Raw genomic sequence first — 14,801 nt, 5'->3', positions numbered from 1 at the left:
AATCCTATTTCCAAGGCGCCTTGCCGTGATTCCAAAGTTCCTCTAAAGTCTGTTTATCTCTCAGCGTATCCATACACTGCCAAAATCCGCTATGTTGATAAGCCATCAGTTGACCGTCGTTTGCCAATCTTTCCAAAGGAGCCCTTTCCAACATTACCGTATCATCATTAATGTATTCGATCACTTCCGGTTCAAATACGAAAAAACCCCCGTTAATCCAGCCTTCACCTGCTTGAGGTTTTTCCTGGAACTGTTTCACTTGATTGTCAACTATCGAAAGTTCACCGAATCGAACCGGAGGTCTAACGGCTGTTATAGTAGCCAGTTTACCGTGAGATTTATGAAATTTAACCAACGACTTTATATCTACATCCGACAAACCATCGCCATACGTGAGCATAAACGTACCGGAGTCCTTCAACTGATCTTTCAATCTACGAAGTCGACCTCCCGTCATGGTCAATGCACCAGTATCTGCAAGGGTCACGTTCCAATCTTCAGCAGTCGGATTCGAATAAGTAATTTTCCCAGTTTTCAACGCAATGGACAGGTCACTCATGCGGGCATGATAGTTCATAAAGTAATCTTTAATTACTTCGCCCTTATAACCGAGCGCTAAAATAAAATCATTATAACCGAACTTTTCATAACCCTTCATAATATGCCAGAGAATCGGCTTTCCGACTATTTCAACCATCGGTTTCGGTCTAACGTTAGTCTCTTCACTCAAACGAGTTCCAAGACCTCCACACAAAATAACAGTTTTCATTTTTCATTACCTCAATCGATTACGAGAAGTTTCTTCCACTTTGTTAAACTTCTATCCAGACAAAAAAAAGTATTTTCCTTTTCTATAAAGAAGTTAAAGTCACTTTGTAAAGCGTCCGAAAGTTCCTTAGGAGTTGAAACAAAAGAGACGCGATCCAATCCGAGGAGTGGGCTCATGTTCAGCGAATTGCCGTCTAATACTGAGATAACGGGAATTCCGGAACAAAATGCTTCGACTGCCGCCGACGTGATGTTACTGGTATAAACGACGTCTGCATTCTTCAATAAATCCGCGACCGGTTTGTCCAAAACAGTCAGATTGAGACCAGGAAAATCTTCCTCGTAAACGGGACAAGCGGGATGCGGTTTAAGAATAAATTCGAATTTACGATTCAAAAAAGGCATTGCATCAGTTAACATTTTCATTTGAAATTTCGTTACGTTATGAACATAGTCCGTAAGAACGAGAATTTTTATTTTTGTAAGATCCTTTTTGTTAAGACTCTTCGTATTCGTCCGATTCTGTCCGATCTCCAAATAACGCAGGGCTTCTACTTCCACGATCTGATCTTGCGGATACTTTCCTTCTTTATAAGCGTTCAAGGATGCGATACCGTTTAAGGCAACGTGATCAGGCAAAGGCATAGGGTTTTTAAGGTCTGGATTGTAATTTCTAAAATCTGAAAAATATCGCAGATCCCAAAATCGCACAGTGGCGTGCGGAACACCGATCAGTGGCCCGAGATTCTTTGACTTCCAGAAATAAATCAGCGCTCTTTCCCAGGCCTGATTTTCCTGAAGATAAATTCCTATTTTTCTTCCGGAAACGTTCTCTAAATTCTTTTCAATTAGATTGAGTAGAAATAAGTTCTGAATCGATGTCGAACCACTTAAGGAATCCAAAAAATCCTGCTTCAAAATGGGCCAAAGATCAAAAGATAAGATCTCGGTTTTGGAATAAAATCTAACGTTTCGAATGAAGTATCGAATAAAATTGATCTTCAAATAGTCCCAAAGGGTTTTTACCATTACGATGAGATCGATATTGCCTTCCAGAAAATTATGAATTTCATTCCGATCGTTATTGAATTCATTCAAAATGGAAACAGCTTTTCGGGAATTAGGAATTTGAGGATGGGGAATGAAGATGTGAGACCAAAACGTTCTGACTTTGGCCTTTCTAAAAACCTCCACCAAGTCGGCCCAATAATTTGAACCGAATAGAACCGGCTTTTTAGAATCCAATCGCAAATGAAAAAAGTAATCGAAAATGATGCGATCACAATCTTGTATTTTATCTCGTGAAATTTTTTGTTTTCGCAAATTCCAAACTAAACGTAAATAGCGAAAAAAGGCTATACCTGCTTTTAAAAAGTTAGGCAAATTCCGGTATATAAACCTAACGTCAAAAACAGAATCGATTCGAACATCCGTATTGGAATATAAAGAAAATAGAATCTTCCTTCTCTTACAAAATTCGCGAAAGATCTTTTGCAAATTTCGGTCCGGGGAGCTCAGAGAGATTTCAGAAACATTTCCCTCTGCCAAAATTTCTTCCAAAGCCAATAATTTGACCAAGTTAGTCATAAAAGTAGACTTGCCATAATTGCTTTCCACAATCAAAGTCATCCACCAATAACTAAAATTAGGACGGATTTCCAGCCAATCTACGATTCTTTTACTATTAAATCGAATTTCACCTAATTGATATAATAAAGAATTGTATTTATCGCGTAGACGAAGCCGATTCCGGTCAACGTATTGAGGTATTGAAATTCTTCTTTCTGAAACGTTTTCCGAATATTCTTTCCAAAGATAAACAGAACCTGAAAATTCAAGAGAACACGGACCTGAAAGATCCCAAATTAAAACGGATCCTTGATTTAAAACGGACTTAGACAATCTGGTTTTGATACTCTTCGGCCGGCACCGGATTTAACAAAGCCTCTCCTCTAAAGAAACGAATGATTTCTTCGGCGGAGCCTCTTTCCATTAAAAGCCTACAGTCATAAGAGCAAGATCCCATATGTTGAGTGAGGATAATGTTATCAAGCTCCATTAGATTTCCTTTATATGGTTCTATTTCAAAAACGTCAATCGCAGCTCCGCCGATTCGACTGGATTTCAGAGCATCGTATAAATCGCTTTCGTTCACAATACCACCTCTCGCTGTATTGATCAAAAAAGAATCCTTGGAAAAAAGATTTAATTCCTTCTTTCCTATGAGGTTTTTAGTCTTATGAGAAAGAGGTATATGCAAAGAAACGACGTCAGAAGCGGAATAAATCTCCTCTTTTTCCACAAAACGATACGAAACTTTTTTGGAATCCAAGAGCTCGGATACTTCCTTTTTTTTATCTTTCAAATCGTTAATCAAAATCATCTTCGGTTTAAATTCGGATAAAATCCGAATCACATTTAAACCGACTCTACCGGCTCCTATGATTCCGATCGTCGATTCACCCAACCTTTTTCCCGTAAATCGGGACCAACCACCGGCTTTCAATTCGTGATGAGCTAAAAATACTTTTCTAGTCACGGAAACCATAAGGCCGATCGTCAATTCTACGACGGCCATAGTAACAGCATCAGGAGTATAAGCAACGGCGATTCCCCTTTCTTTACACAGATTCAGCGGAACAGAATCTAAACCGATTCCAACTCTCGAAATAATTTTCAGATTCTTATTCTTATGAATGAGTGGCGCCAAATCCTCTGTGCCTGCGATAATTCCGTCGACATCTTTCGCAAATTCAGACACCTCTAAAGGAGTCAATTTTCGCTTCAATGGATTCGTAATAATCTCCCAACCTGTTTCGTTAAGAATTTCCATTGGCTGCGGATCATAAAAACCGAAGGGATACGTAGAAATAAAGATTTTATTTAATTTCATAATAATCTGTTATACTAATATTTTGCTGCAGAATTTGTAATATTACTTTTTCGCAAAGATCCAAATGTGCGAACTTAATTTATGTTTTTTTAGAAAAGATTGAAATTCGGAAATCGCATCCGTTCCTCTTTCTCTCAACACCCGTACGAATTCGTTTTCGATAGCGCTATTCAAAACGATATCCACATCTAATTCGCCTGGAGTAAAAACTTCCACCTTGGAAAAACCGGCATTTTTGAACGCGATTTCAAATCCTCGCACGCTCATAAAATTAAGATGATGCGGTGGAAAAATACTGTTCGACTCACCCTGAAGGGTAAGGATATCAAAACCTTCATAACCGAGACCGGTCAACAAACAATACCCTTTAGGTCTAACCAAGTTGAAAATCGAATCGATAAATTTCGAAACGGAAAAAACATGTTCAATTACTTCCGAAGAAATAACCAGATCAAATCGCTCTCTCCATTCCGAGGAACCTTCCGCTGTTGTGTTTAGCGTTTCAATTCCTTTCTTTTTGGAAATCTCAGCCATCTCCGGAGAAGGTTCGATTCCAAAAATCTCGGAATCTCCGAAGAAGCGACGAAGTTCTTCCAAAAAGATGCCGTAGCCTGATCCAACGTCGCAAATTTTTGAAGGCTGAAAGTCTTCTTTTTTAAAATATTCGAATATTCTTTCCGCTTTCGGTTTAAATAATTTTTCACGTCGCGACTCCGCGACCGTGGGGAAAAAAACATCCGACCAGAACCGGGAGGATTCTGCCGTTTTGTAAAAATCCTCCAAAATTCTTTCGGAAGGCCTAGGATTACAAAATAAGCTGGTGCAACGTTCGCACAAAACGTAATCAAAATCATTTTTTTGAATATGCTTTCTGTGCTTTTCGGATCCGCAAGCAGGACAAGGGATCGTTAAAAATTGCGTCTTATCCAGCTTTTTTGAATCCGACTCTACAAGATTCAAATATCGGTTGAGAAGTTCTTTAGGACGTATTTCGTTTTCTTTCATTTGCTAAGACTATTAAAAATATATCGTTTCTATGTTAAGATCCGAATCACTTTCGCCGGATTTCCGGCTGCCAAACAATTTTCAGGAATCGATTTTGTGACGACACTTCCGGCTCCGATCACTGAATTTGCTCCAATATTTACGCCCTTTAATATGATCACTTGACTTCCAATCCAGACATTCTTGCCAATGATAACGTCCTCATCCGATTCGAATTCCGGATTGGTTAGCCGATTTTCCGGAGGCCAAAGAGCGTGAAAGGAAGAATCCATAATCACAACATTGGGAGCAAACATAACCCCGTCTCCTATGATTATTTTTTTAGACCTTGCAGTAATGGACAAACCGTTCGTTCCGACGTTGTTCCCTATAACAATCTGAGCAGAGGGAGAAAGAGTTTTAAATCTTGTAGGTGCACAAATCGTAGAAGCGCTAGCACGAAATGAATCACTGATAGAAGTAAATCTTTCGCCAATTTGAATTACACTGCCCGGAAATTTATAAAAGATGACTTTCCCAAAGACCGATGAAGCTCTGCCGATTCTAATATTCCAAATAAAGGATTTAATGAGGAATGTAAAACTACTCACAAATCGTACGTAAACTAAATATAGTTCCGAAATCAGGTAAATGACCAAGTCGCGCAGCTTGTATTTTTTTAGTATGTTAACGATATTCACGATATTCTTTTTAGATCCTTTTACTCTGACGTCATTCTTAAGCGCTATATGACAAAACCTGATCAGTCCAGCTTTCGGCAAATGAGATCTATTCGATATTTAAAATATAAGAGAGACAAAATAAAATGTAAAAAGTAATTTTAATATAAGGATTGCACTGATTATTAAGCATTCTTTCCAATCGTAATTCGGTTTCTTTGCTTAAGACTTTTGTATTATCTTCCTTAGACATGAGCACTAATCGTTAGCTTCTTTTTCGGCCAATTATCATTTCAAATCAAGCCGTTCGAAGCTAAAACATTATAAGTAAATTCTCCCGCGGATGTTTTTCTTCTTTCCACTTTTCCGCCAGCGGCAAGGACAATAGGAATTCCACCTGCTACATCCCACAACTGAATGTTATTTTCCTGATAAACCTCCGCAGCACCGGATGCGACCATACATAGAGATAAGGAAGCTGAACCTAACAACCTAACTTTTTTATAGTGTTGAAATCCGGAGACAAAGGAGCTCAGATTTTTTTTTGAAAAGTTGTCTTTAATCGGAATTCCAGTACACAGAACCGATTCAGATTTTAAATTTAGAGCACTAACTCTAATTTTTTTTCTATTTTTCCAAGCAGCAGATTCGACGATTCCAGAATAAAGATCATCCCTAAAAATATCGTAAACAACTCCTAAAACTGCGTTTTCGGCATTCCAAAGCCCTATTGAAATCCCGCAAAACGGAATCCCTTTAGCGTAATTCAAACTTCCATCCAAAGGATCTACGATCCATTTAAATTCGGTATCCGAACGAGCAAAAATGGATTCGCTCATTTCTCCCGACTCTTCACTTAGAATCGGAAAATCGAAATTTTTACAAAGACCTTTGATGATTTTACGTTCCGCCTCTAAATCAGCTCCAATCTTTACATCATGAATATCAGAAGTGTGAATTAATTTAGAAGAATGACTTCTCTTTCTTAACTTTTGACCGGCCTCGTATGCGATACTTTCGGCGATCCGTAAAATTTGTGTCTTCCATTTTAGATTCATGAATATCGAAAAATATTAAAATTCTATTTGATACTTTTCTCTCCAGACTGGATCTGCATGATAAATCTGATAGACGAGTTTCATAGTTTGATATGCATCTAAGCTAGAACCTGTTTTTACAGATTCACTTTTTAGAATATGATCAGTGAATTCATTTATTTCATCTCTCCAAGAATTGTCTTCCAGATAATTGATGGTTTCAATTCTTGGATTTCCGCCGGATTCCAAATCTTTCGGATAGATCGTAAGCGTTTCTTGTCCATAAGATTTCGAGCCGGAAAGAATCCCTGCAAGAACGATACTTCCTTCTCCCATATTGATCTGCAGATTAAATCGATGTCTCCATTCAGTTGCCGTAGATTGAAATTGAACGATCACTCCCGACTGAGACTTCATCAAAGCAAAAGCATTATCTTCCACGTCTAAATTCCAGTAATTATTGGAAACATAACTTTTGACCTCGTCCATTTCGCCTGCAAACAGACGAATTAAATCGACCATATGAATCCCTTGATCCAATAAAATGCCGCCGCCTGCAATTTCCCTATTAGCTCGCCATCCATCGGAAACATTTACAATCGCAGATTTTCCATAGATTCCACGAATGTTAATAACCTTTCCCATTTTACCTGATGCTACAATTTTTAGCGCCTCTCTAATTGAATCATGGTATCTATGATTGAATCCGTATTTCAGCTTGAGTCTTGGAAATTGTTTTTCAACCTCGCGAACTTTTTCGATTTCCCGAACATTTCTACCGGGTGGTTTTTCACAGAAGACATGAAGGCCTTTTTGCAATCCAAGAATAGTTGCTTCAGCGGCGACATCATTCGTCAAACAGACGAGTAAAATATCCAATTCTTCCTTCTGAATTAAATCTTGGAATTTTTGGTATACTTTCAAATTTTCCGATAGATCCGTACCGTCCTGCAAATTCTTGTCACAGATTGCCGTAACAATTAAATTAGGATTTTGCTTTATAAATTGGTGTCTACGTTTTCCAACTACACCATAACCCGCGATTCCGACTTTGAGTTGATTCATAATTATTCTTATAAATATTTCGGTAGTAATAAATCTGTTTGAAACACCGATTCTACTCGGGAAACGTCATCAGGAACATCTACTCCGATCATCACACCCTCTGTAAGAACCATTCTTACTTTATACCCATGTTCAACGGCGCGATTCATATCCACCGATTCAATAATCTCCAGAGGAGTTGGCGCCAAATGAGCAAAAGTTTTTAGAAAGTCATTTCTAAACGCAATTACTCCTAGTTGTTTTAACTTTAAGTAATCTTCATTCGGATATTTTTTCCGTGAAGGAATCGGCTCTCTAGATGCGTATAGTAAATCCCAATTCTTATCGACTACGACTTTGGGGGCGTTAGGACTTTGAAACTCTTCCTCATCAATAATTTGTGTAACCAGATTAGTACAATAAATGGATGGATCATCCAACAACGGCTTAACTAAATCATCCAACATAGAAGGAAGAATCAAAGGTTCGTCGCCTTGAACAACAAGGATAATATCTCCCTTAACATAAAGGGCAGCTTCGGCAACCCGATCGATACATCCTCGATGGACGTCGGAGGTCATCACCGCTTTTCCGCCAAATGACTCCACCCTTTGTTTGATAACCTCGTCGCAAGTTGCAACAATTACTTCGTCTATGGACGAAGACATTTCAACGCGTCTTCGAACATGTTCAATCATCTCCAATCCGGAAATTTTTACCAACGGTTTATTAGGAAACCTTGAAGAAGCCATTCTTGCAGGTAATACTGCTATCGTTTTCATACCTTATTCCAAAATTCTCTGATTTCTTATTCTAAACTATTTAATTCATTAAAATTAAGATTAGCCTGTGTATTTAACATGATTGCATCGGTCGAGTAAGCAATGAATTTTTTACCATTGCGTATTTCGTCCTTTACCTTTTGGAAATCCGTTTGGATCACATGAGTTCCCAACGGGACGCGATTCCTTTCAGCAGCCTTTTGGAGTGTCTCTATCGCTTTCAAAAACTCAGGATGATCAAATTGACCAGTCAGTCCCATTGATCCGGATAAATCGTAGGGTCCGATCATCATCGCATCAATTCCCTTTACCGAAAGTATCGCATCAATTTCCTTAACAGCTTTTATGTTTTCAATTTGAATCACACGGACTAAATTAGAATTAATTTCTTTCGAATAAGAATCGAAGCGTTTTCCAAATAGATTTGCGTTAGAATAGCCGACCCCTCGAATTCCTTTCGGCGGATAACTGCTCCATTTTAGAAAATCCTCAACTTGCTTCGAAGACTCTATCATAGGAACAATAATCCCTTTAGCTCCGGCATCCAATGCTTGCTTAATATCCTTGGGGCGACTCTCAGCGACTCTTGCAAAAGGAAGACTTCCGCCTTGACTAATTGCTCTAAAAATATCAGGAAGCAGATGTAAACTAAAAGCGCCATGTTCTAGATCCAAAGCGACCCAATCAAAACCTGCATTCCCTAAAATTTCTGCTATAGAGGTGTTTGGAATTTGCATCCAGGATCCGATTGTGAATCCCCCAGAATTAAGTTTTTCTTTTACTGAGTTCATGTTATTTTTCTAATAAAACTGCAAATTCGTAAAGTAGATGATGGATTACTTCATGAACCCCTTCCACAATGCCATACTTGCCTTTTTCCGAAGGTACGAACAACGCCATGTCTGCAATTTTCAAAGCTTGGCCACCGTCAAATCCAACCATCGCGATCGTTTTAGCGCCTTTCTCTTTTGCAAATAACAATGCATTGATTACATTTGGGCTGTTGCCGGAACTCGAAATACCAAAAGCTATATCGCCTGGATTTATAAAGTTCTCCATCTGACCGACGAATACTCCATCATATCCGTGAGTATATGTTCCAGGATAATTTCCTTGAATAAACGGTTCTTTCCCATCGTTTGCTTGTGCGGTAAGCCAAGCCGCATTATCCAGACCAAAAACTTTATAATACTTTTGATTTTTTTTACCGGAATTCTTGGTTCCCTTTCCAAAATCGCAGGCTAAGTGAGAAGCGATTCCGTGACTGCCCCCATTGCCAAAAAAGAATATGTTTTTGCCGTTCTCTTTTGCTTCATAAAGAGCGACGGCAACTTGCGAAATAGCTTCCAAGTCTAAAGCCTGAATCGCCTCGATTGATTCTTGTTGAAATGACTTTGAAAAAACTTTTGCTTTCTCTAATAGATCCATAACTTTGTTTACCTTTTTTAGGATTTAGAATTCGAGAGGACAGAAAATATAAAGCGATTAACCCGAAAAATAATAAAGCTCTAATGTCTTCTTAGGCAAAAGGGAAGTAACTGGCAACTTCTCGCCCAGTTTTATCCTTCTTATAATTTCCGTTTTATTTCTTCCTTTAGTTATAATAAGAATATTATCCGACAAATTCATTCTTTTTAAAGAAAGACTCACTCTTTCCTTTGGTAACTTTGGAGAATCATGTACTGTTAAGACATCTTTATCTGTTGATAAATCACATCCCGGAAAAAGACTCGCAATATGTCCGTCCTCCCCCAACCCCAGCAGAACTAAATCAAAAGAAATTATAGTTCGAATAGAGTTTGCATATTCGAAGGCTGCTTGCTCTGCCCCAAGGTGCCCTGGAATTCTAAAAATTTGTTCTTTTCTTATTGGAGTAAATTCAAACAAACTCTTATCGGCCATAAGAGCGTTTGAATCGGGATGATCCATCGAAACGCATCTTTCGTCCCCAAAATAAAAATACCACTTAGACCAATCGGTCTCTAAATATTTCAATTGGGAGTAAAGTAGTTTAGCAGTGTCCCCTCCAGTCAGAACTATACGAAAAGAATTTTGAACTTGAATGCTCTTATCAGAAATTTCTTTTATCTTTCTCAAACAATGAGTTAAAAACTCACGTTCGTCGGAAAATTCTACTATAATCATAAATAAAGTTAAAGTTAAAGTTAAAGTTAAGGATTTTACAATACTCAAAGATTCGATTTAAATCGATCAAGGCTTTATTTTGTCTACACTATAAGAAAGATCATTTATTTTGAAAGTATTATCCACTTTATACGGAACGCAGAAGAATATCTGTTAATTCGATAATAGATTAAGACTCACTCTGAACTTCAAATTGTAATCTCGAATAGAATTCACGAATTGGATTTTCGATTTTTTTACAATATCGATCAAGAAACTCCAATTTTGCCTTCTGAACGTTCCGTTGATTCCACCACAAATCAATCTGATTCCAATGTCTATTCAAGAATTTCGAGGCAGAATCAGGACTCGAATGAAAGATACCCACTTCCTCCAATAAACTAAAATACGGCTTTGCTTCTTCTCGAATTTCCCAATGATTTGGATTCCAATAAATAATGGTAGGAATATCTCGATAGAAAGATTCAAGGTAAGTTGTCGCATTATATGTTGCAATGTAGATCCGATATTTATCTATAACTTTCTCAAGAGAAATACTTTTATTCATATAATCTAATTCAGGAAAACGTTCCAACCATCGAAGTTCCTGGCACCAGCCATAATCCTGCGGATAAAGTCTCACTGAGAGTTTTTGGCGAATTTCATGAGTTAACCCACCAACAAATTTCCACTGGTCTTCCATGTAGAGCAAATGCTGTCCGGCTTGCGGTATGCTATACATGTAATAGCTATATCTCGGTATTCCGTTTAAAACAAGAATAGCATCTCCATCCTTATCCGTTTTGACTTTCGTAAAAGAAGTTAATTTATTGCAACCAGTTGGATACACATTCGATTGATCCGAATCAGCCCAACCCCACGTAAGATATCGATCAGCAATTCTTTTTTCATGATCTTCTAAAAAAGAAAGTTCACCGATCCCGAAAAAACCCCCATGTTGAGATAAAACTAAAGGAGTTCCTTCCCTCTTTTTCTCGGCCACAAAGAGTTTGAACGAATCGTTCCCGATATGACTATTACTTGTAAAGATCAATCGAGGTTTTTTCGGCCAATTTCTTTTCGTAACTTCAACTTGAAGCAAATTAAAACCTTCGATATAAACTTTAGGAATTTGCAATGGAAGTAAAGATTTTATAAATTCTTCGAAACCAGGTTGTGAATCCGAAATTTGCCATTTGTCTCTAACGCTCTTTTGAAATTTGAAAGATTCAAGCTCCAAGTTTCTTCGTCGTCTCGGAATTTGACCTAATTTCAACTGGAGCAAAAAAGACACCTTTCCTGGAAAATAATCGGAGATAAAATATGCTTCAGTATCGGAAATGGAAAAAGACGTAAGAGCGTAAAATATATCTTTTAGAACCTCGCGACCTTTCTCAGTTACCGTTTGTTTCCGTCTTTTTTGATTTTGATTCCTAGACAATAGACACTTTTTTTTTCTATCTATTTCAAGAACAAGATACTCCAATGCTTTCTCATAGAGATATTGATTCCAGTGATCTATAATATGGAGCAAAAAAAAATCCGAAGAATCGTTCGGTGTAATTTGATCAACGTCAAAATCATGTAAATTAGGAAATGTTAAAGTTTCCCGAAGACCTACAGTTGATCGAACAGTCTCATATCGATCAAATGCAATATGCGTAAAATACCCAAGCCAAGGACCGACAACGATTCGCCAGAATTCCAAACTCCGATCGATCCCGTGAATCTGATTTAGATTTCGAGTAATTTCCGGTAAAAGAATGTCTTCATAAAGATTCTGTAATTTGAAATAATCATTCTTAAATTTTTGGCGATCATCCCAATGATACGAAAATGTTTGCGAATCGTATTTTTCCCAGACTTCGCGCCTGTTATAAATCTTACACCACTCTCCCAAGAAAATGACTGGAGTATCGAAACTCGGCCAAGTTTCCTCGATCGCAGTGAGAATAAGAGTTCTTTTCACCAAACGGTCCTTCCACCATCGGCTGCAATAATCGATCCATTAATATAGCTTGATCCTTCACTCAAAAGAAACACAACTAAACCTTGATATTCATCGGGCCGTGCCATACGACCTAGTGGGATTCGAGATGCGATTTCTTTCAGAAATTCAGGACTTTGATTATTTTCTACTCCACCCGGACAGATTGCATTACAGCGAACTTTTCGATCAGCCCAATAGGTCGCCAAGTAACGAGTAAGTCCGATTATACCGGCCTTAACGACGGAATACGTTACCGGTTTTACAGGCTGAAGATCTTCGGATAATCCTTCTTTCCGATAGAGTCTCTGGTCCGGCGCAATCAATCCCAAATCGGACGAGATATTCAATATACTTCCGCCATTTTCATTTTGCGAAATGGCGTATCCAAAATACTTACTACATAGATAAGCACCCGTTAAACCGACCGCCAAATCCGAAATCCAAACTTGGGTCGGAAAATTTTCCAACCGTGAGAAATTTTTCTCAGAGGAATCTTCTATTTTCGGATTGTTCGCTGCGTTATTGATAAGCCCGTCGATCTTTCCGTATATTTTTAAAACTTCGGCGGAACAATTTTGAACCTCTTCTTCTTTCGTAATGTCCACCTGAAATCCATGAACTTGGATTCCGAAACGGCCCTTCAAATCCGTTGTTAGCTTTTCCAAAGAGGAACGATTGATATCTAAGAGAACAGGAATTCCTCCTCTACTCGCAATCGCTTCCCCATGCTTAGTTCCGAGCAACCCTGCCGCGCCGGTGATCACGACCACTTTATCTTTTAAACTGAATAATGAATCCATATCTTTCAATGTAAACTAACCGTTTGCCCCCCATCGACAACCAAACAAGAGCCCGTTATAAAATTTGCCCGATCTGAAGTTAAAAACAAAATTGCGTCTGCGATTTCTTCCGGTTTGCCGAATCGTTTCATTGGCACGGTCATTTCCAAAAGTTTTGCAATTCTTTCCGGATCCTTTTGTATTTTCTCATCCCAGCTTCCTCCGGGAAAATATACGTTCCCCGGCGCCACGCAGTTAACCCGAATTTTAGGGGCCAACTTACGTGCAAGATTTTTGGATAATGCGATTAAAGCCGATTTTGCTATGGAATAATCCGTCGGAGCACCGATGGATTCTATTCCCGCGATGGAAGAAATAAAAAGGATGGAGCCTTCAGATTTTTCCAAAGATTCGAGAAACTCTCTAACAGTATTTTCCGCAGATGAAAAGTTGATCGCCCATGAACGAGCGAAAACATCGGACTTAGGAAGTGGATCTGCCGAACTTCGACCGTCTCCGACGTTTGCGATCAGAATGTCTAATCCGCCAATCGTTTCTTCGATTTTTTTTCGCACACGAATCAAATCTTCAGGAATTGTAGCGTCTGCAGAAATCGGAATCACATTTGAAATCGAAAATTCTTTTGAAAGTTGGTCGCTTATCGATTGCAATAACGACTGCGATCGCGCGAGCAACACCACACGAGCCCCTTCCCTTAAAAAAGACCTAGCGGTAGCAAGTCCGATTCCTTTACTTGCACCCGTTATCAATACTCGTTTATTTCGTAGACCTAGTTCCAATTTTTGTTTTCTTACTTTTTAAATCGATACGGCGTTGGTGCGTCCGAATTCGAAGTAGAATCCTTACTGTTCCAATCCTGAATTTGCTTTTTGACATCCACTCCAACATTTTTTGACCACTGATTCAGAATCTCCGTAAATCGCTCCCCTACAATTCCCTTACCGATAGGATTTCCGTTGAGCTGAGTAACCGGAAGCATACAGAATGGAGTGCCCGTCATAAATGCTTCGTCCGCAGTATATACATCATAAGGTTCGAAGTTTTTTTCCACGACCTTATAACCCAATTGAGAACTCAATTCTTGCATCACGTATTCTCTGGAAATTCCGCGTAGAATGTTTCTTCCTTCTGGCGAAATGATCGTTTTATCTTTTATAATAAAGAAATTATCTCCCGTACCTTCCGCCACGAATCCGTCCGGATCAAGTAGTAGCGCCCAATTATTATCTCCACTGATCATAGAAGCTTCGATATTCGCCATTAGATAATGAATTCTACTTCTGTTCTTAATCTTAGGATCCAGTAACGTGCCCGGGATGGCTCTCTGCGACGTGATCACTGCATTTATTCCAGTTTCAAAAAGGTTACCCATCGAAGCTACAGTCCAACGGAGAGGAAAATCCGCAATGATGACGTTAGGCCCCTTATGAAGTCCTTGCACTCCTTGATAAATCCCAAGAGTTCCTCTGGAAACGTCGATCATGAGACGATGTTCGTCGTCCGTGGCAAAGAGGGAATCATTGGCTTCAATCGTTTCGTAACATTTTTTTTCCAACTCCTCGATTGAAATAGAAAGCGGGATACGAAGAATTTTCACCCCAGCATAAAGCCTTTCCAAGTGTTCACGCAATTTAAACTGCTTTTTATTGAAAGATCTGGTCATTTCGAAAACCATATCGCCGAACATGAGAGCGGAATC

Annotated in this window: 15 protein-coding genes; all 15 read right to left on the bottom strand. The window is 38.8% G+C overall.

The genetic code is table 11. From position 1 onward, the window contains the following. Window positions 1–4: 4 nt before the first annotated feature. A complete protein-coding gene (rfbF, locus tag DLM76_RS18755) occupies window positions 5–769 on the bottom strand; it encodes a glucose-1-phosphate cytidylyltransferase (protein ID WP_118966173.1) in 765 nt (254 codons plus the stop codon). Between the two features lie 11 nt (window positions 770–780). Further along, a complete protein-coding gene (locus DLM76_RS18750) occupies window positions 781–2,670 on the bottom strand; it encodes a TIGR04326 family surface carbohydrate biosynthesis protein (RefSeq protein WP_118966172.1) in 1,890 nt (629 codons plus the stop codon). Then, window positions 2,663–3,661 (bottom strand): phosphoglycerate dehydrogenase, encoded by a 999-nt coding sequence (locus tag DLM76_RS18745; protein WP_118966171.1) that lies wholly within the window; start codon window positions 3,659–3,661, stop codon window positions 2,663–2,665. The genes DLM76_RS18750 and DLM76_RS18745 overlap by 8 nt, the downstream gene beginning before the upstream one ends. Before the next feature lie 42 nt (window positions 3,662–3,703). Then, window positions 3,704–4,666, bottom strand: a complete 963-nt coding sequence (locus DLM76_RS18740) for a class I SAM-dependent methyltransferase (protein WP_118966170.1) — start codon at window positions 4,664–4,666, stop codon at window positions 3,704–3,706. 29 nt (window positions 4,667–4,695) lie between these two features. After that, window positions 4,696–5,346 carry an acyltransferase gene (locus tag DLM76_RS18735; protein WP_118966249.1) on the bottom strand — a complete coding sequence of 217 codons (651 nt, stop codon included), beginning with the start codon at window positions 5,344–5,346 and terminating at the stop codon, window positions 4,696–4,698. A 272-nt stretch (window positions 5,347–5,618) separates the two neighbouring features. Beyond that, window positions 5,619–6,383 (bottom strand): inositol monophosphatase family protein, encoded by a 765-nt coding sequence (locus tag DLM76_RS18730; RefSeq protein WP_118966169.1) that lies wholly within the window; start codon window positions 6,381–6,383, stop codon window positions 5,619–5,621. 15 nt (window positions 6,384–6,398) lie between these two features. Beyond that, window positions 6,399–7,427: a Gfo/Idh/MocA family protein gene (locus DLM76_RS18725; protein ID WP_118966168.1), complete on the bottom strand. Its 1,029-nt coding sequence runs from the start codon at window positions 7,425–7,427 to the stop codon at window positions 6,399–6,401. Window positions 7,428–7,435: 8 nt separating this feature from the next. Beyond that, a complete protein-coding gene (gene kdsB / locus DLM76_RS18720; RefSeq protein ID WP_118966167.1) occupies window positions 7,436–8,188 on the bottom strand; it encodes a 3-deoxy-manno-octulosonate cytidylyltransferase in 753 nt (250 codons plus the stop codon). A gap of 26 nt (window positions 8,189–8,214) precedes the next feature. Continuing rightward, window positions 8,215–8,979, bottom strand: coding sequence for an HpcH/HpaI aldolase family protein (locus DLM76_RS18715; protein ID WP_118966166.1), 765 nt, complete (start codon window positions 8,977–8,979; stop codon window positions 8,215–8,217). Between the two features lies 1 nt (window position 8,980). Further along, window positions 8,981–9,616: an SIS domain-containing protein gene (locus tag DLM76_RS18710; RefSeq protein WP_118966165.1), complete on the bottom strand. Its 636-nt coding sequence runs from the start codon at window positions 9,614–9,616 to the stop codon at window positions 8,981–8,983. A gap of 57 nt (window positions 9,617–9,673) precedes the next feature. Beyond that, complete coding sequence (gene pgl, locus DLM76_RS18705) at window positions 9,674–10,333, bottom strand: 6-phosphogluconolactonase (protein WP_118966248.1); 660 nt, start codon at window positions 10,331–10,333, stop codon at window positions 9,674–9,676. Between the two features lie 169 nt (window positions 10,334–10,502). After that, a complete protein-coding gene (locus DLM76_RS18700; protein WP_158586402.1) occupies window positions 10,503–12,281 on the bottom strand; it encodes an LIC12162 family transferase in 1,779 nt (592 codons plus the stop codon). Continuing rightward, complete coding sequence (locus DLM76_RS18695) at window positions 12,278–13,102, bottom strand: SDR family oxidoreductase (protein WP_118966247.1); 825 nt, start codon at window positions 13,100–13,102, stop codon at window positions 12,278–12,280. The genes DLM76_RS18700 and DLM76_RS18695 overlap by 4 nt, the downstream gene beginning before the upstream one ends. A 5-nt stretch (window positions 13,103–13,107) precedes the next feature. Next, window positions 13,108–13,851 carry an SDR family NAD(P)-dependent oxidoreductase gene (locus DLM76_RS18690; protein ID WP_241548302.1) on the bottom strand — a complete coding sequence of 248 codons (744 nt, stop codon included), beginning with the start codon at window positions 13,849–13,851 and terminating at the stop codon, window positions 13,108–13,110. Window positions 13,852–13,892: 41 nt separating this feature from the next. Next, complete coding sequence (locus tag DLM76_RS18685) at window positions 13,893–14,789, bottom strand: aminotransferase class IV (RefSeq protein ID WP_206610261.1); 897 nt, start codon at window positions 14,787–14,789, stop codon at window positions 13,893–13,895. Window positions 14,790–14,801 lie beyond the last annotated feature (12 nt).

Source organism: Leptospira yasudae, assembly GCF_003545925.1.
Classification (GTDB): domain Bacteria; phylum Spirochaetota; class Leptospiria; order Leptospirales; family Leptospiraceae; genus Leptospira; species Leptospira yasudae.
The sequence above is the reverse complement of the archived record's forward strand: the minus strand, read 5'-3'. Positions and strand labels throughout refer to the sequence as shown.